At 66.5% G+C, this 17,497-nt stretch carries 17 protein-coding genes and 1 riboswitch; of the genes, 12 read left to right on the top strand and 5 right to left on the bottom strand.

Going from position 1 to position 17,497, the window contains the following annotated elements:
• The first annotated feature begins 8 nt into the window (after window positions 1–8).
• Entirely contained in the window at window positions 9–2,108 is a 2,100-nt protein-coding gene (locus tag ABIA70_RS20140; RefSeq protein ID WP_354149356.1) for a chorismate-binding protein, read from the top strand.
• Between the two features lie 8 nt (window positions 2,109–2,116).
• On the opposite strand, the gene cls is transcribed toward ABIA70_RS20140, so the two are convergent.
• Entirely contained in the window at window positions 2,117–3,589 is a 1,473-nt protein-coding gene (cls, locus tag ABIA70_RS20135) for a cardiolipin synthase (RefSeq protein WP_354149480.1), read from the bottom strand.
• Window positions 3,590–3,687: 98 nt separating this feature from the next.
• Here cls and ABIA70_RS20130 point away from each other — a divergent pair, with 98 nt between their 5' ends.
• The 3 genes from ABIA70_RS20130 (at window position 3,688) to ABIA70_RS20120 (ending at window position 6,645) form a co-directional block, all read left to right on the top strand.
• A complete protein-coding gene (locus ABIA70_RS20130) occupies window positions 3,688–4,629 on the top strand; it encodes an aminodeoxychorismate lyase (RefSeq protein ID WP_354149355.1) in 942 nt (313 codons plus the stop codon).
• Between the two features lie 384 nt (window positions 4,630–5,013).
• Window positions 5,014–6,057 (top strand): NAD(P)-dependent alcohol dehydrogenase, encoded by a 1,044-nt coding sequence (locus ABIA70_RS20125; protein ID WP_354149479.1) that lies wholly within the window; start codon window positions 5,014–5,016, stop codon window positions 6,055–6,057.
• Between the two features lie 123 nt (window positions 6,058–6,180).
• Complete coding sequence (locus ABIA70_RS20120; RefSeq protein WP_354149354.1) at window positions 6,181–6,645, top strand: NUDIX hydrolase; 465 nt, start codon at window positions 6,181–6,183, stop codon at window positions 6,643–6,645.
• An 8-nt stretch (window positions 6,646–6,653) separates the two neighbouring features.
• Here the strand turns inward: ABIA70_RS20120 and ABIA70_RS20115 are convergent, their stop codons facing one another.
• On the bottom strand, window positions 6,654–8,210 hold the full coding sequence (locus tag ABIA70_RS20115; protein ID WP_354149353.1) for a glycoside hydrolase family 43 protein: 1,557 nt from the start codon (window positions 8,208–8,210) through the stop codon (window positions 6,654–6,656).
• A 187-nt stretch (window positions 8,211–8,397) separates the two neighbouring features.
• Here ABIA70_RS20115 and ABIA70_RS20110 point away from each other — a divergent pair, with 187 nt between their 5' ends.
• The gene (locus tag ABIA70_RS20110) at window positions 8,398–8,862 is read left to right on the top strand and encodes a pyridoxamine 5'-phosphate oxidase family protein (protein ID WP_354149352.1); all 465 of its coding nucleotides are present in this window, start codon (window positions 8,398–8,400) and stop codon (window positions 8,860–8,862) included.
• Between the two features lie 32 nt (window positions 8,863–8,894).
• Here the strand turns inward: ABIA70_RS20110 and ABIA70_RS20105 are convergent, their stop codons facing one another.
• Window positions 8,895–9,605, bottom strand: a complete 711-nt coding sequence (locus ABIA70_RS20105; RefSeq protein ID WP_354149351.1) for a TetR/AcrR family transcriptional regulator C-terminal domain-containing protein — start codon at window positions 9,603–9,605, stop codon at window positions 8,895–8,897.
• A gap of 223 nt (window positions 9,606–9,828) precedes the next feature.
• Between ABIA70_RS20105 and ABIA70_RS20100 the strand changes: the two genes are divergently transcribed.
• From ABIA70_RS20100 to ABIA70_RS20085, 4 genes are all read left to right on the top strand, one after another.
• Window positions 9,829–10,083, top strand: a complete 255-nt coding sequence (locus ABIA70_RS20100; protein WP_354149350.1) for a hypothetical protein — start codon at window positions 9,829–9,831, stop codon at window positions 10,081–10,083.
• Between the two features lie 257 nt (window positions 10,084–10,340).
• Window positions 10,341–10,520, top strand: a complete 180-nt coding sequence (locus tag ABIA70_RS20095) for a hypothetical protein (protein ID WP_354149349.1) — start codon at window positions 10,341–10,343, stop codon at window positions 10,518–10,520.
• Between the two features lie 32 nt (window positions 10,521–10,552).
• Complete coding sequence (locus ABIA70_RS20090; protein ID WP_354149348.1) at window positions 10,553–10,912, top strand: GNAT family N-acetyltransferase; 360 nt, start codon at window positions 10,553–10,555, stop codon at window positions 10,910–10,912.
• A 91-nt stretch (window positions 10,913–11,003) separates the two neighbouring features.
• A complete protein-coding gene (locus ABIA70_RS20085) occupies window positions 11,004–12,200 on the top strand; it encodes an acetyl-CoA C-acetyltransferase (RefSeq protein ID WP_354149347.1) in 1,197 nt (398 codons plus the stop codon).
• A gap of 16 nt (window positions 12,201–12,216) precedes the next feature.
• On the opposite strand, the gene opgC is transcribed toward ABIA70_RS20085, so the two are convergent.
• Together opgC and ABIA70_RS20075 are read right to left on the bottom strand one after the other, a co-directional pair.
• Window positions 12,217–14,706, bottom strand: coding sequence for an OpgC domain-containing protein (opgC, locus tag ABIA70_RS20080; RefSeq protein ID WP_354149346.1), 2,490 nt, complete (start codon window positions 14,704–14,706; stop codon window positions 12,217–12,219).
• Between the two features lie 140 nt (window positions 14,707–14,846).
• The gene (locus ABIA70_RS20075) at window positions 14,847–15,341 is read right to left on the bottom strand and encodes a hypothetical protein (protein ID WP_354149345.1); all 495 of its coding nucleotides are present in this window, start codon (window positions 15,339–15,341) and stop codon (window positions 14,847–14,849) included.
• A 126-nt stretch (window positions 15,342–15,467) separates the two neighbouring features.
• Window positions 15,468–15,583, top strand: a riboswitch (SAM riboswitch).
• Window positions 15,584–15,596: 13 nt separating this feature from the next.
• On the opposite strand from ABIA70_RS20075, the gene ABIA70_RS20070 reads away from it, so the two are divergent.
• The 3 genes from ABIA70_RS20070 to ABIA70_RS20060 are packed head-to-tail and all read left to right on the top strand — an operon-like array spanning window position 15,597 to window position 17,488.
• Window positions 15,597–15,872, top strand: coding sequence for a DUF1737 domain-containing protein (locus ABIA70_RS20070; RefSeq protein ID WP_354149344.1), 276 nt, complete (start codon window positions 15,597–15,599; stop codon window positions 15,870–15,872).
• On the top strand, window positions 15,869–16,279 hold the full coding sequence (locus ABIA70_RS20065) for a rhodanese-like domain-containing protein (RefSeq protein WP_354149343.1): 411 nt from the start codon (window positions 15,869–15,871) through the stop codon (window positions 16,277–16,279). The genes ABIA70_RS20070 and ABIA70_RS20065 overlap by 4 nt, the downstream gene beginning before the upstream one ends.
• Complete coding sequence (locus ABIA70_RS20060) at window positions 16,280–17,488, top strand: O-succinylhomoserine sulfhydrylase (protein ID WP_354149342.1); 1,209 nt, start codon at window positions 16,280–16,282, stop codon at window positions 17,486–17,488.
• The last annotated feature ends 9 nt before the right edge of the window (window positions 17,489–17,497 follow it).

Here is a 17,497-nt window from a genome sequence, read left to right as displayed (position 1 = left end):
TCTATTTCATGACCCCCGCACCTGTGATCATCGCCATTGACGGGCGGTCCGGCGCAGGGAAGACCACTCTTGCCATCGAATTGGCCGCGCTGCTGCGGAATCACCATAAAGTGGCGCTCTTCCACCTCGAGGACATCTACCCGGGCTGGAACGGCCTCACCGCCGGGATCGAGCGCTATGTGACCACCGTGCTGACGCCATTGAGCCGCAGCGAACCGGCCAGCTGGATCAGCTGGGATTGGGCCAACCACTACGACGGCGACGCCCGGGTCACCCTCCCAGCCGAAATTGTCATAGTCGAGGGCGTCGGGGCCGCCGCGAAGGAGGCAAGGCCCCTGCTCAGCGCCGTCATTTGGGCCGATTCGCCGGACAACGTGCGCAGGAAGCGGGCCCTGGACCGCGACGGCGGAACGTATGAACCGTTCTGGGACCAGTGGGCCGCGCAGGAGGATGACTGGCTCGCCGACGACGACGTCCCCCACCACGCTGATATCCGCGTACTCAACAAAGCCGATGGTTCCGCGCCCGTGGACGTGCTGCAGGCGCTGAGCTACCTGCCCGCCCTCGGGCCGGCGCTGATCCCGGAGCTTGCCACCCGCCGGGGACACAAGCTCCGGGCTGAGCGCCTGGAATCCAGGCCGGACGCCGCGACGCTTTACAAGACGCTCTACGGCAGCTCCGCCAACGCCGTCTGGCTGGACTCCTCCAACGCCGCCGTGCCCGCCGCTGGGCCATCCCCCGCCACCGGCGACCAGTCCCCCGCCAGGGAGCGCAGCCGTTTCAGCATCCTCGCGGACGACGCCGGAACCTACGGCCAGGCGGTCACCCACCGCTCAGGCGAAAGCCGGATCACCGCCGGGTCCGCAACGGCCCGGGTGCACGGCCCGTTCTTCCGCTGGCTGGATGCCGTGTGGGGGCGCAGGGCACTGCGCACCCCGGACGGCTACCCCTGCGACTTCACGCTCGGCTGGCTCGGCTGCCTGGGATATGAGCTCAAGCGCGAGACCGGAGGATCGGACGTCACCTCACCAACGCCTGACGCGGCCCTGATCTTCGCCGGCCGCGCAGTGGTCCTGGACCACGTCGAAGGATCAGCCTGGCTGCTCGCACTGGAGGCTCCCGACGCCGATGAGTGGCTGGCGGAAGCCCGCCTGGCGGTGGCGGCAGCGGCAGTCCCGGGCGGCAGCAGCGGCGTCGTCCTTCCCGGCAGTGCCGTCCTCCCCGGCGGCATTGCGTTCAGCAGCCGCGACACCGAACAGGCCTACAAGTCCAAGATTTCTTCGGCCCAGCACGAAATCCACGAGGGGAATTCGTACGAGGTCTGCCTCACCACTACCGTGACTGCCCGGGTGCCGGCCGAAGCGGCGCGGCCATGGCCCACGTACCTGGCGCTGCGGCAAAAGAACCCCGCCCCGTTTGCCGGCTACCTGCGGTTCGGGGGGCTGACGGTGGCCAGCACGTCGCCGGAGCGGTTCCTGAAGATCACGTCCGACGGCGGCATGCGCGCCGAACCGATCAAGGGCACCCGGCGCCGGGGTGCTGACCTGGAGAGTGACCGGCAGTTGCGGGATGAGCTGGCGACGTCGCTGAAGGACCGCGCCGAGAACATCATGATTGTTGACCTGCTGCGGAACGACCTCAGCCACTTCGCCGAGCCCGGCACTGTCACGGTCAGCCGGCTGTGCGAGATCGAAAGCTACGCCACCGTGCACCAGATGGTCAGCACCATCGATGCGCAGCTGCTGCCCGGTGCCCCCCGGGCCGAAGCGGTGGCCGCATGTTTCCCGGCCGGCTCCATGACCGGCGCCCCGAAGATCAGCACCATGGCCATCCTGGACCGGCTGGAAGAAGGGCCTCGCGGGCTGTATTCGGGCGCTATCGGTTACTTCTCGCTGAACGGCGCCACGGACCTGGCCGTTTCCATCCGCACCCTGGTGACCACCACCGACACCGGGAACAGCAGCAACGCCGAGCCGTCGGCGCTCCTGACTCTCGGCGTCGGCGGCGCCATCACGGCGGACTCAGTGCCGGAGGAGGAATACGACGAGATCCGGGTGAAGGCCTACGGCGTGCTCTCCGCACTGGGCGCGGAGTTCCCCGCTGGCTGACCCGCCTGCTACTGGACCGTTGCCGTCAGCCGCGCCACGTTGTCCACGTACCTGGCAGCCAGCGGGCGCCGCACCCAGTCCTTAAGCAGGAGTTCGCTGGAAATGTCCCGGTAGGTGTTTTCGACCGCGCGCATGCTGTTGACGATGTCCGCGCCGAGCAGCATCACCGAGACCTCCATGTTCAGCGAGAAGGACCTCATGTCCATGTTGCTCGAGCCCAGGACGGCCACCTCGTCGTCGATGGTGAAGTGCTTCGCGTGCAGCACAAAAGGCGCCTGGTAGAGGTAGATCCGGACGCCGGCCTCCAGCAGCGCCTCGTAGTAGGAGCGCTGGGCGTGGTGGACCAGGAACTGGTCGCCCTTCTCGGAGACGAACAGCTCCACGTCCACGCCACGCTGGGCGGCGGTGGTGATGGCGTAGAGGAGGGAATCGTCGGGCACGAAGTACGGGCTGCAGATGGAGATCCGGTGCTGCGCTGAGTAGATCAGGGTGTTGAACAGGCGCAGGTTGTTCTCGGTGATGAATCCGGGGCCGCTGGGCACCACCTGGGCGGTGACGTTGCCGGGTTCCGGGTTGGCAGGGAGTTGCAGCTGGTGTTCGAGTGACTCGTCGGTTTCGCTGAGCCAGTCGGTGGCGAAGACAACGTTCAGCGTGGTGACGATCGGCCCGCGCAGGGAAGCCATCAGCTCCACCCATTCGCGGCCGGCCTTGCGGTGCCGCTTGTTGTTGTACGACGGCTCGATCAGGTTCTGCGAGCCGGTGAAGGCGATTTCGCCGTCGATCACCATGATCTTGCGGTGGTTGCGGAGGTCCGGACGGCGCCACTGGCCCTGGGTGGGCAGCAGCGGGAGCATCCGCTTCCACTGGATTTTGCCTGCCTTCAACCGTTTCAGGAGGTTGCGGTACCCCGAAACCCGCAGCGTGCCGATGTGGTCGAACAGGACCCGGACTTCCACACCTCGCTCGGCAGCCTCCTCCAGGGCGGTCAGCAGATCGTTGGTGATGTGGTCCGTGCTCATGATGTAGAACTCGGCATTGATGAACGTCTTGGCCTTGCGCACTGCCTGAGTCATGGCCAGGATCGAATCGGGATAGCCGGGGATGAGTTTGACGGAGTTGCCGTCCACCATGGGCAGGGAGCCCAGCCGGCGGTTGAGTTCACCGGCGGACTTCACCCATTCCGGACCGGGGTAGTCGCTTTCGACGTCGGCGAGCGCCGAGATGCCTGAGCGCACCCGGGTGTTGACGATCTCCTGCTGCTGGCGCCGGCGGCTGGAGAGCTTGAAGTTGCCGAAGAGCAGGAAGAGGATCAGGCCAACGAACGGGACAAAGAAGATGCCCAGCAGCCAGGCCATGGCCGTGGTGGGACGCCTGTTGCCGGGGATGATGCCAACGGCCAGGACCCTGATCACCAGGTCGGCCACGCCAAGCAGCACCACAACCCAACCCGGGGCAGTACCCAAAAGCGAAACTGGCCACAGCACTCGATTTAACCCCCGCAGTAGGCGCCCTGGCGGACGGTTTCCGGCCAGGGCAATGACCCCAGCTTATCGGCGGCGGGCCCGACTAAGCTGGAGCCATGACTTCTCCTGCCACTGTGGTGCTTGTTTTTCTGGACCCGGAGTTTCCGGCCGGCCGGTTGGCCGATGCTTCCCGGCCGCAGTTGCTGGCCACGGACCAGGGTGCCACCCGTGGGGACGGCGTGTTCGAGTCGATGCTGGCGGTGGGCGGCGCGGTCCGGAAGCTGCAGGCCCATCTGGACCGGCTTGGCGGCTCGGCGAAGGTCCTCGATCTGGTGATCCCCGGCCAGGACCGGTGGCGGGCGGCCATCGAAACAGGTGTGGCCGAGCACCGCGCGAAGCATCCGGCTCCCACTGACGCCGATGACGAACTGGTGGTCAAGCTGGTGGCCACCCGGGGCGTGGAAGGCGCGGACTCCCCCACCTGCTGGGTCCAGGTCTCGCCGGTGGGCGCAGCGGGACGCCGCCAGCGTGAGACGGGCATAGACGTCATTCTGCTGGACCGCGGCTATGACAGCGACGTCGCTGAACGGGCCCCATGGCTGCTGCTCGGCGCCAAAACACTCTCCTATGCGGTGAACATGGCCGCCCTCCGCCATGCACGGAAGCAGGGCGCGGATGATGTCATCTTCACCTCGTCGGATGGACGCGTCCTGGAGGGTCCCACCTCCACCGTGCTGCTGGCGCACCTGGAAACGTCCGACGACGGCGCCGGCGGCACCCGCACCATCCGCCGCCTGATCACGCCGCAACTGGACAGCGGAATCCTGCCTGGAACCTCCCAGGGCGCCCTGTTCACAGCTGCCAAAGCGGCCGGCTGGGAGCTGGGCTACGGCCCGCTCGAACCGCAGGACCTGCTGGATGCCGACGCCGTCTGGCTGATTTCCAGCATCAGGCTGCTCGCTCCGGTGAACCACATCGACGGCAAGGAGATCGGGACGCCCGCCCTGCAGAAGCAACTGACCGCCGAGCTCAACGCCCTGTACGCCGGGATTCAGTAGCCAGCGCTGCGTGGACCGCTTGGGAGGTCCTGCCAATACCTGTACCAGCAGGCACTCCCTCAATTCCCTTGAGTGCTGTTTGCTGGATAGCAGGCCAAGGGGAGGAACCCTGATTCGGGCGACGGCGGCGCAATTGGTAGGGTGGGAGCCGCCCAGTACGCCGAAGTGCCCATGGATTCCGGCGCCGTGATGCGCAACATCACCCTGACGCGGCGCCGCCCCCGCCGGGCCTGCATCGAAGAACCCATGCCGGACATCCTCAGCGGAAAAGTCCAGCCCCGGCAAATCTTTGACCGCGCCGTGGCAACCGGGAATGTGCCGGCATCCTCCCCCTCAGCCGCAACTACTCGAACAACGCAACTACTCGAACAGCACTGGAGAAGAATGCTTACCGTAAACGCTTACGCTGCACCGTCCGCAACCGGGGACCTCGTCCCCACCACCATCGAACGCCGCGACGTCGGGCCCCACGACGTGCTCATCGACATCAAGTTCGCCGGCATCTGCCACTCGGACATCCACACCGTCCGCGGCGACTGGGGACCCCAGAGCTATCCGCTCTCGCCCGGCCACGAAATTGCCGGCATCGTCACCGAAGTGGGGGCCGAGGTGACCAAGCACAAGGTGGGCGACCGCGTCGGCGTCGGCTGCATGGTCAATTCCTGCCGCGAATGCGCCAACTGCCTCAAGGGCGAGGAGCAGTACTGCCTCGCCGGAAACGTGGGCACCTACGGCGCAGTGGACCGCGACGGCACCATCACCCAGGGCGGCTACTCCACCCACGTCGTGGTCACCGAGGACTTCGTGGTGACCATCCCGGAGGGCATCGAACTCGACGTCGCCGCTCCCCTGCTGTGCGCAGGCATCACCACCTACTCCCCCTTGCGCCACTGGGGCGCCGGCCCCGGCAAGAAAGTCGCCGTCGTCGGCCTGGGCGGACTGGGGCACATGGCCGTCAAGCTTGCCCACGCGATGGGCGCCGAGGTCACTGTGCTGTCCCAGTCGCTCAAGAAGCAGGAGGACGGCCTCCGCCTGGGCGCCGACCACTACTACGCCACCAACGACGAGAACACCTTCGCCGACCTGGCCGGCAGCTTCGACCTGATCATTAACACGGTCAGCGCTTCGATCGACATCAGCTCCTACCTGCAGCTGCTGACGCTCGACGGCGCCCTGGTGAACGTCGGCGCCCCGGCGGAGCCGCTCCCGGTGAACGCGTTCGCCCTCATCATGGGTCGACGGTCCTTCGCCGGTTCCATGATCGGCGGCATCCGCGAGACCCAGGAGATGCTGGACTTCTGCGCCCAGCACAAGATCGGTTCCGAGATTGAGGTCATCCCGGCCGGCAAGATCAACGACGCCTACGAGCGGGTGCTCGCCTCGGACGTGCGGTACCGCTTCGTGATCGATACCGCGACGCTGAGCTGACGGGCAGGGCTTTGAGCTGACCCCAGGGTCAAGTCAAAGGAGGCGGGCACCGGCCAGGTGCCCGCCTCCTTTGCTGTCCCCGACCTGCCCGTCCCAGGTATAGCCTTGGCGGGGAGGAACGAAATGGCTGTTCGAAGTGCAGGAATACTGTTGTACCGGCGGAGTGCAGCAGGTGGGCCGGAAGTCTGGATAGCCCACATGGGCGGGCCGTTCTGGGCCCGCAAACCGACCCACTCGTGGTCAATTCCCAAGGGGGAGTACAGCGCCGGGGAGGATCCCCTGCCGGCGGCCCTGCGGGAGTTCGCGGAGGAGATCGGCACGCCGCCGCCGGCGGTGGACTACATTCCCCTGGGCGAGTTCCGGCAGCCTTCGGGGAAAATCATCACCGTGTTCGCCGCTGAGTCCGATTTCCGGCCGGAACGGATTGTGAGCAACACCTTTCCACTGGAATGGCCCAAGGGGTCTGGCAACATCCAGGACTTTCCGGAGGTGGACGACGCCCGCTGGGTGAGCGAACCCGATGCCCGGACCAAGCTCGTCAAGGGCCAGCTTCCGATTCTGGATGCCCTCCTGAAGCATCTTGCGTGAGACTGGCCCTACAGCCTGTCGGCTGAATACCCGAAGCGTTCCAGCACCGCGTTGCCGCCGCTGGCTGACACCCCGATGACCCGCCCGGTGAACCCTCCGGCCACCTCCGTTGACAGGTAGCGGCCGTCGAGCCGGGCCAGGACGGTGGACTGCCCGTCCGCACGGAACCCGAGCGACACCTCGTCGGGCCCGAAATTTTTCCCGGGCTGGCCTGCCAGCGGTGCCGGGGCGCAGGCGATCTCCAGCTCCAAGGGCGCCCCCACGGCGGCGCCACCCGCCGTCGCAATTTCCTGCCGGAGCGGCCCAATCCCCGCCAGCGCCCGCACGGTGTCACCGTCAACCTGGACGGCATACCAATGCGAATCGTCGATCCTGAGCACCAGTTCTGCGGCCCCCTCCACCGGGCGGACGACGGCGCGCGCTGCCCACGCCTCGTCGTGCACCCGCGTGGCCAGCATCGGGGCCCGTTCTGCCGCGGCGTCCTCGCCCGCGTCCTCACCCGCGCGCTCGCCCATGCCCTGGAGGCGGATGCCTGCTCCGGGGATGTGCCGGCTGAACGAGGCCGGATCGTTCCCCGGCGACACCCACCTCATGTGCAGCAAGGGTGAAGAAAAGTCATCCCCGAAGGAGGTGTCGGCCGGCGGGACCTTGAACTGTTCCTCGTCGAAGCGTGGCCAGCCGTCCTGCCAGGTGATGCCGGCAAGGAAAGTCTCCCGTCCCAGCACGTGGTAGCCGGGGCTGGACCCACGAACCCGCACGCCCAGGTGCACCGCAGCCCAGCCGCCGTCGGGGCCTTCCACGAGGTCCGCGTGTCCCACGTTCTGAACGGGCGTGTCCAGGCTGCGGTGACTGAAGACAGGGTTGTCCGGGTGCGGCTCGAAAGGCCCGGACGGGGACGTGCTCCGGCTGATGGACACCGCGTGGCCGCGCTCCGTGCCGCCTTCGGCAATCATCAGGTACCACCACCGGCCTGTCTGGTACAGATGCGGGCCCTCGGGGTGGGCAAGGCCCGAGCCCTGCCAGAGCTTGCGCGGGCTTTCGAGCAGGCGGCCGCTCTCCGGATCCAGGCGCGCCTGGACCACTCCGGAACCGCCCTCACCGGGCCCGAAACCAAGCCAGGTGAGGTAGCAGTTGCCGTCGTTGTCCCACGCGATGTCCGGATCGATGCCCGGTGTTCCCGCAATCGGCACGGGCTCGCTCCACGGCCCGGCGGGATGCTCGGCGTGGAACAGCAGGTGCCCGCCGCCGAAATCGCTCATGTTGGTGGTCACGAACCAGAACTGTCCGTTGTGGTGGCGGAGTGTGGACCCGAAAATGCCGCCTGACCGGCGCCTGTCTCCGGCCGCGAACTGGCTTCTGCGGGTCAGGATGTTTCCGATCTGTTCCCATTGGACCAGGTTCCGGCTGTGGAAGATGGGTGCCCCGGGGAAATACTCGAAACTCGATGTGGCCAGGTAAAAGTCATCCCCGACGCGGCAGATGGTGGGGTCGGGAAAGAAACCCGGGATGACGGGCGTCAGCGAGCCCGGATTGAGGCCTCCACTGCCTGCGTTACTGTCAGTCACGTGAGCTTCTCCGCCATCCGCCGGGGCCTGTGGCTGTTGGCAGGCCGGGAGCTTTCACGGTACCTGCCCCCGCAGGATGGCAAGGTGCGTGGTTCCAATGACCGGAAGGATGAAATTTGCCCTTGAATTTGGCCAACAGCTGGTCAGGCCCTGTTGGGCCGGGAGTCCGGGCCGTAAGGTTTGGTGCATGAACTCGCACACGGAGCCGAACATCAACCTGACGTTTGACGAATGCTGGGAACTGCTCGCGGACGACGCCGTGGGCCGCCTGGCCCTTGTGGTGGACGATCATCCGGAGATCTTTCCGGTGAACTACGCCCTGGACCGCAGGAGCGTAGTGTTCCGCACCTCTGCCGGTACCAAGCTGTGGGTCGCCTCGTCAGAGAGGCCTGCTGCGCTGGAAATCGACGGCTATGATCCCCACACCGAGGAGGCCTGGAGCGTGGTGGTGCGCGGTGACACTTCGCTGATTGAGGACCAGGCTGAAAAGGACGCCGTTGATGCACTCAAACTCGAGCCCTGGCAGCCCGGGAGCAAGGACCATTACATCCGTCTGAACGCCCGCGCACTGACCGGCCGCCGCTTCAAGGTCAACAAGCCCGATGTCTGGAACACCAGGCTGTCCGACCGGCGCCGGGCGTCGTTCGAATAGCAGGCCGGATAACGGCAGGCCCCGGACGCGGCTCAGGCTCCTGCCGGCGGCACCCGGTGCGAAAGGTTCGATTCAAGGCCGGAAAGCAGGATGGTCATTCCCTGGTCCAGCTCCGCTGCGCCGTCGTAGTCAGCCAGGACAGGCGCAAGCGCGCGGAGCCGCGGGAACTCCTTGGCCGGCAGCCGGTGCAGTCCCAGCCGGAGCAGCACCTCGTTTTCCTCCGGGTCCACGATGAACTCCTGGAGCTCATTGAGGATGTGCCCGTACAGGAAGGCGTAGTAGGCCCGGTAGACGTGCAGCGCGTCCGCCGGCTGGAACCCGGCGTCGATTAGGAGCGTAAGGATCTGCTCCAGCGGCCGCAGCGTACCCAGCGGCCGGAGCCCCAGCGGAGTGGACAGGGGCCGCGTCACGAGCAACGGGACAACGTTTGGGTGCCGCAGGGCCAGGAACCGCAGGTCATGGGCGATCCGGCGCAGCTGGGCCTTCCAATCCGGATCATGCGGGAATATCTCGAGTTCGTTGAAGACCAGCTCCGAGACACCGTCAAGCAGCGCTGCCCGGTTTTCGGCGTACCGGTAGAGGCTCATGGGATCGCAGTTGAGCTCCTGGCCCAGCCGACGCATGGTGAGCGCGTCAAGGCCCGCACTATCCACCAGGTCCAAGGCCGTGGCCAGCACAAGTTCCTTGCTGAGCCGGGCTTTTTGACCCGGCGTGTCGGTGGCTGGATTGTTCGGGGAGGGCATGGAATTCCGTCCTGTGTAGGTGTTGCCTCCAGTGCCAACAAATAATAAAGACGCTTGCTGAATCTGTAGTCTACGGCTACAGTCTACATTGTAGGGAAGCAATTGAAACCGGTTTCCCTGTTGACCTCGTCGACACCCCCGAACGCCCGGTGCAAGGCGTTCAGGCACGGCTGCTGTAGCCGAATGGCAGCCACAAAACGCACCTCGCGGAAGAGAGCCCTCCATGGCGCATTCCCAGTACGACAAATTCCTTTCCGAAGCCACCTCGTATGACACCGAGGCTGAATTCACCCTCGACAAAGACCCCCTGTACGGCCTCTACACCAGCTGGTGCTACATCAACGAACGCATGCCCCGGACCGAGAATGCCTTCTGGGCAGCCATGAAGGACCGCATCCACCCCGAACGGAACGGCCTGCGCATGAAGGGCCCGGCCGCTGCCGACTACATCCTGACCAGCTATCCGGGCCTGGTCTAGCCAATGAACGTCCCAGCCTGTTCATACCTTCCCCGGGGCGCCCTGCAACCCCGGGGAAGTCTTCCGTGGTGCGCGGATTGCGATACGGACCAGCACCTGAGCGTCGGATCAGTGGTGGTACTTGACGCCCGCAAGGACACGCTTGCGGCAGACATCAACTGCGGCCGCTGCAAAAGCTCACGTGTCCTGGCAACCACGGCTGCTTTTGTAGCGGCAATCCTCGCCAGAACCTAGACCGCAGTGACCCAGGAAAAGCAGTGACCCAGGAAAACCTGATGCCAAGCGAGCTTACGGTGCCCCTGGTCCCGGGAGTCCGGATCCGGCTGCTCCGCCGCACCGACGCAGCAGGCATGAGCCTGGCCTACGGAACCGTGATCACCTGGCCGCATGGGAGCCCTCACGGGATGAGGCCTTCTTTTCTCCGGGCCATCAGCTGAACATCATTCAGGCCAAACTGGCCCAGCTTTCGGTGGGACAGGAAGTTCCGTGGGTGCTGGTGGACGACGGCGAGCCCGCACATATCGTTGGCGCCGTCACCCTTACCGGCATCGTCCGCGGCCCGTTCCTCAGTGCGAACCTCGGGTATTGGGTTGATGCAGGCCTGGCCCGTCAGGGAATCGGTTCGGCGGCCGTCAGGTTTGCCACCGGCCAGGCCCGGGAAAGCCTCGGGCTGCACCGGATCCAGGCGGCAACGCTCGTCCACAACGGCCCCTCACGCAGGATCCTCCGGCGCACGGGATTCCAGGAAATCGGGGTGGCCCCGGAGTACCTGAAAATCGCGGGCAGATGGCAGGACCACCTGCTGCACCAGTTGATCCTCCACGGCTGAAAACACGCAAAACCGGGGCCCTAACGGCCCGCCGGATTTCGCCTATGCTGGCCCTGAGACCTCCTGGATCCGCAGCATGGAAAGGCACACCATGAGCAACGACGCTCGCATTCCCGTCATCCTCGGCGGCGCCCGTACCCCTTTCGGCAGGTTCCGCGGCGGACTCTCACCCTTCTCGTCCAGCCAACTCGGTGCCCATGCCATCCGGAACGCCCTGGAACGCTCGGGCGTGGCGCCGGAACAGGTCCAGGCCGTGATCGTGGGCCAGGTCATCCAGGCCGGCGCCGGCCAGGGACCGGCGAGGCAGGCCAGCCTCGCCGCCGGCATCGGCTGGGACGTGCCCACTGTGACCATCAATAAGCTTTGCCTCTCCGGCCTGACAGCCGTGATCGACGCCGCCCGGATGATCCGCGCGGGCGAGGCCGATTTCATCGTGGCTGCCGGCCAGGAATCCATGACCAACGCCCCTCACCTGCTGCCCCGGCTGCGGGCCGGCGTTGCGATCGGCGATACCCCGCTGCTGGACTCGCTGAATTTTGACGGCCTCCAGGACCCCGTCTCCGGAGAACTGATGGGTTCGGCAACCGACGCCGGCAACACACGGCTTGGCATCAGCCGCCAGGACCAGGACACCGTGGCGGCCCGTTCCCACCAACGTGCCGAAGCTGCCAGGGAAGCCGGAATCCTGGCCGAGGAGATCGCTCCCGTGGAGGTGCCGCAACGCCGCGGGCCCGCCGTCGTCATCGATGCAGATGAAGGCATCCGCGCCGGCACTACCCTTGAGGCCCTGGCGGCGCTGAAGCCCGCCTTCTCCACGGACCCGTCCGCCACCATCACGGCAGGTTCCTCGTCCCCGCTGTCCGACGGTGCCGCTGCCGTGGTGGTTGCCAGCAAGGCTGCGGCAGAGGCAGCCGGCCTCACCTGGATTGCGGAAATCGGCAGCCACGGGCAAACCGCCGGACCGGACGGCTCCCTGCACTCCCAGCCGTCCCGGGCCATTGAGCGGGCACTGAAACTTGAGGGGCTAAGCGTCGATGACCTGGACCTCATCGAGGTCAACGAGGCCTTCGCCTCGGTGGTGCTGCAGTCCGCCAAGGACCTTGGGATCGACGCCGGGATGATCAACGCCGACGGCGGCGCCATCGCCTTGGGCCACCCTGTGGGCGCGTCCGGCGCCCGCCTCGTGCTGCACCAGGCACTCGCGCTGAAACGGCGCGGCGGCGGGACCGGCGTGGTGGCTCTGTGCGGCGGCGGCGGCCAGGGCGAAGCCCTCATCCTCAAAGCCTGAGGCAGCTCGGCGGCGGTCAGGTGGGGATGATCCGGAACAGGAAACGCGTCCGCACCATGGTCCAGAGCAAGCCCAGGATCACGACGTAGGCCGCGGTGTTGACGAGGACATCGCCCAGGCCCAACGCCGGGATATTCGCGATCACCGCTATGAGGACCACGTGGATAACGAACACGTAGAGCGTGGCCCGGCCCAGCGGGATGAGGAACCAGCCAAGGGCACGCTCCACCGGTTTCCAGTAGGCGGTGAGGAACGCGTAGGAGGCCACTATCAGGACCAGGACATTGAGCAGGCGTCCGGGGGCCAGGTAGGTGCGCGCAAAGAAGGAGTCGTACATACTCCGGTAAACACCGTCCGGAATGACAGCCAACCGCACATCGAAGCCGTTGGCGAGGTAAGGGTTGCCCCAGGACAGGAACGCGAAAACGGCTGCGCCCACAGTGCAGGCAGCCACCGCCCACGGGTTCGCCGTGAGCCAGGCCACGAGCTTCCGCCGGTGGAACCCCGCCACGAGGCCGATCACAAACAGCACCTGCCACACCATCAGCGGAAAAGAATCCTCGAACTGGGAGGGAAGCAGTCGGAAGCGGGTGGCCGCCCCTAGCCCGTAGACGCCCAGTGTGGCCGCCAGCACCCACCAGGCTTTGCCGCGGTTAAGCGCCGCAAGAATCAGGGGACTGGCCAGCAGGAGAATGACGTAGAGGCCCATGACGTTGAACTGCCACGGCCCGAACTGCAGCAGCAGGATGGCGGGAAGAAGCTGCGGCGGCACCGGAAACTCGAAGAGCGATTCCATGCCGGCATAAAGATCGTAAGTGCGCCCGGCGGAGCCATGCCCTGCACCACCTGTCCCCTGGTCCGTGTAAGAGGTAAGGGAGGCGGTCTGAAAGACCGGCACCAGGGATACCAGGAAGATGCCCAGCAGTACCACCAGGGCCGTGACATAGAGCTTTCCGGCCCGGCGCGCCGTCAGGTCCACCACGGTGCCAAAGTCATCCCTGACCCGCGGCCCGTAAACCATTCCCACCACCAGCCCGGAGAAGAGCACGAACAGCTCCGCGCCGGAGACAAAGCCCACCGCCTCCTGGGTCAGCAGCTGGAAGAGGGACGTCATGCCGAGGTGGTTCACCACCACAAACACGATGGCCAGGCCGCGCAGCAGGTCCACCCGGGAATCCCGCTTCGAAGGATCGGCATAGCCCCACGCACCCACCGCAGAGACTCTTCGCGGGAGTTGCCATAGCGCCACCAGGAGGACAAGCAGGGCCACACCCACGCTCCAGGCGGCGGCACCGGTCACGGTGTTGGCCCGGGAGTGCGCCTGTCCGGTTCCCAGCTCAGTAACGGGGCCGGTGACCAGTCGCGATGCCGCGAGCCGGGCACGCGCGGCCGCCGCCACCTCAGCATTTCCGGTGATGGTCCAGTCGATACTGGCAACACCGCTGTCCCGTGTGCTGACCCGCTCGTCCCACACCACGGCAGCTGTCCTGCTGAAGCGCGCCGACGTGGCAGCTTCAAGCGTCTGGTCCCACCAGCCTCCCTTGATCTCGGCCTCCGCAGCCCCGCCGGCCGAGGGGCTGTAAAACGCTGCCGTCTGCAGGAGAAAGGGCTTCCCGGCTTGCTCCACGTAGGTGGCGTAGAAGTCCTCGTTTCCGGCGCCGGCCAGCATGGACGCCAACTCTCCGGACGCAGGCACGGTGTTGACGGCGGCTTTCCCGGCTGTGTCGTCGTGGTAAGCCGAAAGCCCCGCCCATTCGACGGCGTTGTCTCCGGGATAGTAGGGCGCATACGCACTGTCTGTGCCGTCCCACGCACCGTCGCTGTTGGTGTCCAGCAGGGCGAAGCCCTCGCTCCCTGCGGCAGGGGCGTTGCGGTTCCGTTCAAAGGGGTAGTCCCGCCCAACGTATGGTTCCCAGACCATGAGCGTGCCGGCGTCGTCCGTTTCCTTGAACTCCGCGGCGACGGCACGGAAGGCAGCACGGTATGCCGCCGGCTGCTGGCCCCAGTCAACCCAGCTGCCGTTCATGTCCGGGGCGAAGCGCACCAGCATCGTGCCCTGGAAGCCGGCCGAAACGTTGGCGACCTCAGCAGCGAACGCCCGGGCCGCCGCCGCGTCGATCTGTTCGAGCGGAACGGTGGGCTTGACGGTGAACATTGCGTGGGAGCCAACGGCTGACGCCTGGTCCAAAAACTGCCGGAGATTGTCGGCCTCTGCGTCGCGGAACGGGATGGAGATGTCGTGGCCGAACACCGCGGGGGTGGCCCCCAGCCGTTCGGCAAAGGACCCGGCCGAGTCCTGGCCCCACTCAAGGACAGCGCCCAGCAGCGGCTTTCCTGCCTCCGGGGCCGGTCCGGGTTGGGCGGCTGCGGCAGCGCCGGCCGGCAGAAGGCTGGACAGGAGGGTGGCCAGCAGGAGCAGGGCCGCAAGAAGTGCTGACGTCAGCGGGCTGCGGAGTCCGGGTGCGGCCGACGGCGGCACGCGCCTGAGTGCGGTGGCTTTCGGCATGCTGGTGTGGACCCTCCCCCGGGACGGCTTTGCAGTGATGGCGGCCGGCGCCACCTGCGGAAACTCTATCGGTCCCCGCAGGCCTGTCCGGGCGTTGCCTTGCGCCCCCGCCTCCGCGTCAGCCGCCAGGAGGACCGGCCTCAGCCGGCCAGGATAACCATTGGCACCAGGCGCTCCACGCAGGAGACCCGGACCAGGCTCTCCAGTCCTGATGCCGCCCTGTTGTTGACCCCGGTGTCGTCACACCAGTCCAAGGCGTAGGGGTAGGCGGTGACCCCGGCGTTCCCGGCGGCCATTCCCGCCGGAACGGTAAACACGAAAGTGAAACCGCCGTCGTCGGTCATCGGAGCAAGTCCCTCCAGCACGTTGATTCCGGCAGCGTCCCGAACCGTCACCTGGACCTTGGCGTCCGCGCCGTAGCGGGCATCGCACGTGGTGTCCTGCGCGCTGACCGTGACCTGGTCTCCCGGCCGCGCTTCCGACGGCGTGACGCTGTAGGCCGGCGGCAGGCAAGGCGGCGGACCCGGAACATCCCGGCAGCCGGCCACGCCCATTAGGATCGAAGCTCCGCACAGGGCCGCGGCCAGCCGCCGTACCCGGGTTCCCCCCGCCCTTTGGTTCCTGCTGTCCGCCATGGCCTGATTGTCCCGCCCGGATGGTGAGGGGGAGAAGCACGCGCAGGTTACGAAAGTCCGGCTTGGTTACGGAACATGACGACGGCGGCGGTGCGGCCGGGCGGGCCGGATGTTACGTTTTTGGGGAGTAATGAGAACCGGCGCCAAGCCCTGACTGGCCGGTCGGCAACCCTCCCTTTCGCGGCGGGGTGCCTCAGGTGAATACTCGGCATATCGACCCATTCGAGCTGCAAGCGTGAAAGAAGGAGTTCCGTCGTGTCCGACGCACCTGCCCCCGAAGAAAGATTGTCCTACCGGCTCATCACGGGGCCGGACGACAAGGCTTTCTGTGAACGGATTTCCACCGCCTTGGCCGAGGGGTACGTCCTGCACGGCAGCCCGGCCGCCACATTCAACGGCAGCAGCGTGATTGTTGCCCAGGCACTCATCCTCCCGACGGCGATCGCGAGCGCGGATGCCGCCGTCGCCACCGCTGTTGAAGACCTTGAATCGGGCGACGACCTCGACTTCGACGGCGAGGGCCACGCATGAGCTACGCCGGAGACCTCACCCCGCTGGAAGCCTGGGCCAAGCTGGAGCAGGGCGCCATCCTGGTGGACGTCCGCACCGAAGGCGAATGGGCCCACATCGGCATCCCGGACACCAAGGCCACTGACAACGACCCCCTGTTTATCCAGTGGACGTTCCCCGGCGGGATCCCCAACCCGGATTTCCTCACCGACCTGACCCAGCAGGCCCCGGAGGACCCAACCACCGAGCTCATTTTCCTCTGCCGCTCCGGCCAGCGGTCCATCGCTGCCGCCATCGCCGCGACACAGGCCGGCTTTACCTCCTTCAATGTCCTGGAGGGTTTCGAAGGCGAGCCCGACCGCTACGGCGAGCGAACCGTCAACGGCTGGAAGAACCGCGGCCTGCCCACCAACCTCGGAAGCAAATAAGTGACCTTCAACAAAGATGCCGCCGGCTGGAGCCCTGACACCCAGGCCGTCCGCGGCGGGCTGGACCGCACCAACTTCCAGGAGACCACCGAGCCGGTGTTCCTGAACTCGGGCTTCGTCTACGAGTCGGCCGCCGCAGCCGAACGCGCCTTCACAGGCGAGGACGAACGCTTCGTCTACTCCCGCTACGGCAACCCCTCCGTTGCCACCTTCCAGGAACGGCTCCGCCTGCTGGAGGGAACCGAGGCGTGCTTCGCGACGGCGTCCGGCATGTCCGCTGTCTTCACAGCCCTGGGTGCGCTGCTGGCAGCCGGGGACCGGGTGGTTGCCGCCCGCTCACTGTTCGGCTCGTGCTTTGTGATCCTGAACGAAATCCTGCCGCGCTGGGGCGTGGAGACGGTGTTCGTGGACGGCCCTGACCTGGACCAGTGGCGCGAAGCCCTGTCCGAGCCCACCACGGCCGTTTTCTTCGAATCGCCATCGAACCCCATGCAGGAAATCGTGGACATTGCCGCGGTCAGCGAGCTGGCGCACGCGGCCGGGGCCACCGTCGTCGTCGACAACGTTTTTGCCACTCCCCTGCTGCAGCGCTGCGGCCAGTTCGGCGCGGATGTCATTGTCTACTCCGGCACCAAGCACATTGACGGCCAAGGCCGGGTGCTGGGCGGTGCCATCCTCGGGACCAGGGAATTCATCGACGGTCCGGTCAAGCAGCTGATGCGCCACACGGGACCCGCGCTGTCCGCGTTCAACGCCTGGGTGCTGACCAAAGGCCTGGAAACCATGGCGCTGCGCGTGAACCACTCGTCCGCGTCCGCGCTGCGGCTCGCCGAATGGCTCGAACAGCAGCCCGCCGTCAGCTGGGTCAAATACCCCCTGCTGAAGTCGCACCCGCAGTACGAGCTGGCCGCCAAGCAGATGAAGGCCGGTGGCACCGTTCTCACACTGGAACTTGCGACGACGGGCGGCCGCTCGGGCAAGGACGCCGCCTTTGCGCTGCTGGACGGGCTGCGGATCATCGATATCTCCAACAACCTGGGCGATGCCAAGTCCCTGATCACCCATCCGGCCACCACCACCCACCGCGCCATGGGCCCCGAAGGCCGGGCCGCCATCGGGCTTAGCGACGGCGTCGTGCGGCTTTCGGTTGGCCTGGAGGACGTGGACGATCTCATCGGCGATCTGGAACAGGCGCTCAAGCAGATCTGATACGCCGCC

The organism is Arthrobacter sp. 754 (genome assembly GCF_040548695.1).
Classification (GTDB): Bacteria; Actinomycetota; Actinomycetes; order Actinomycetales; family Micrococcaceae; genus Arthrobacter.
The sequence above is the reverse complement of the archived record's forward strand: the minus strand, read 5'-3'. Positions and strand labels throughout refer to the sequence as shown.

Excerpts from the sequence above, each read along its gene's own strand:
- opgC (WP_354149346.1), bottom strand. The coding sequence starts at position 14,706 with ATGCCGAAAGCCACCGCACTCAGGCGCGTGCCGCCGTCGGCCGCACCC.
- ABIA70_RS20100 (WP_354149350.1), top strand. The coding sequence starts at position 9,829 with ATGGCGCATTCCCAGTACGACAAATTCCTTTCCGAAGCCACCTCGTAT.
- ABIA70_RS20085 (WP_354149347.1), top strand. The coding sequence starts at position 11,004 with ATGAGCAACGACGCTCGCATTCCCGTCATCCTCGGCGGCGCCCGTACC.
- ABIA70_RS20075 (WP_354149345.1), bottom strand. The coding sequence starts at position 15,341 with ATGGCGGACAGCAGGAACCAAAGGGCGGGGGGAACCCGGGTACGGCGG.
- ABIA70_RS20065 (WP_354149343.1), top strand. The coding sequence starts at position 15,869 with ATGAGCTACGCCGGAGACCTCACCCCGCTGGAAGCCTGGGCCAAGCTG.
- ABIA70_RS20125 (WP_354149479.1), top strand. The coding sequence starts at position 5,014 with ATGCTTACCGTAAACGCTTACGCTGCACCGTCCGCAACCGGGGACCTC.
- ABIA70_RS20110 (WP_354149352.1), top strand. The coding sequence starts at position 8,398 with ATGAACTCGCACACGGAGCCGAACATCAACCTGACGTTTGACGAATGC.
- ABIA70_RS20120 (WP_354149354.1), top strand. The coding sequence starts at position 6,181 with ATGGCTGTTCGAAGTGCAGGAATACTGTTGTACCGGCGGAGTGCAGCA.
- ABIA70_RS20130 (WP_354149355.1), top strand. The coding sequence starts at position 3,688 with ATGACTTCTCCTGCCACTGTGGTGCTTGTTTTTCTGGACCCGGAGTTT.
- ABIA70_RS20105 (WP_354149351.1), bottom strand. The coding sequence starts at position 9,605 with ATGCCCTCCCCGAACAATCCAGCCACCGACACGCCGGGTCAAAAAGCC.
- ABIA70_RS20140 (WP_354149356.1), top strand. The coding sequence starts at position 9 with ATGACCCCCGCACCTGTGATCATCGCCATTGACGGGCGGTCCGGCGCA.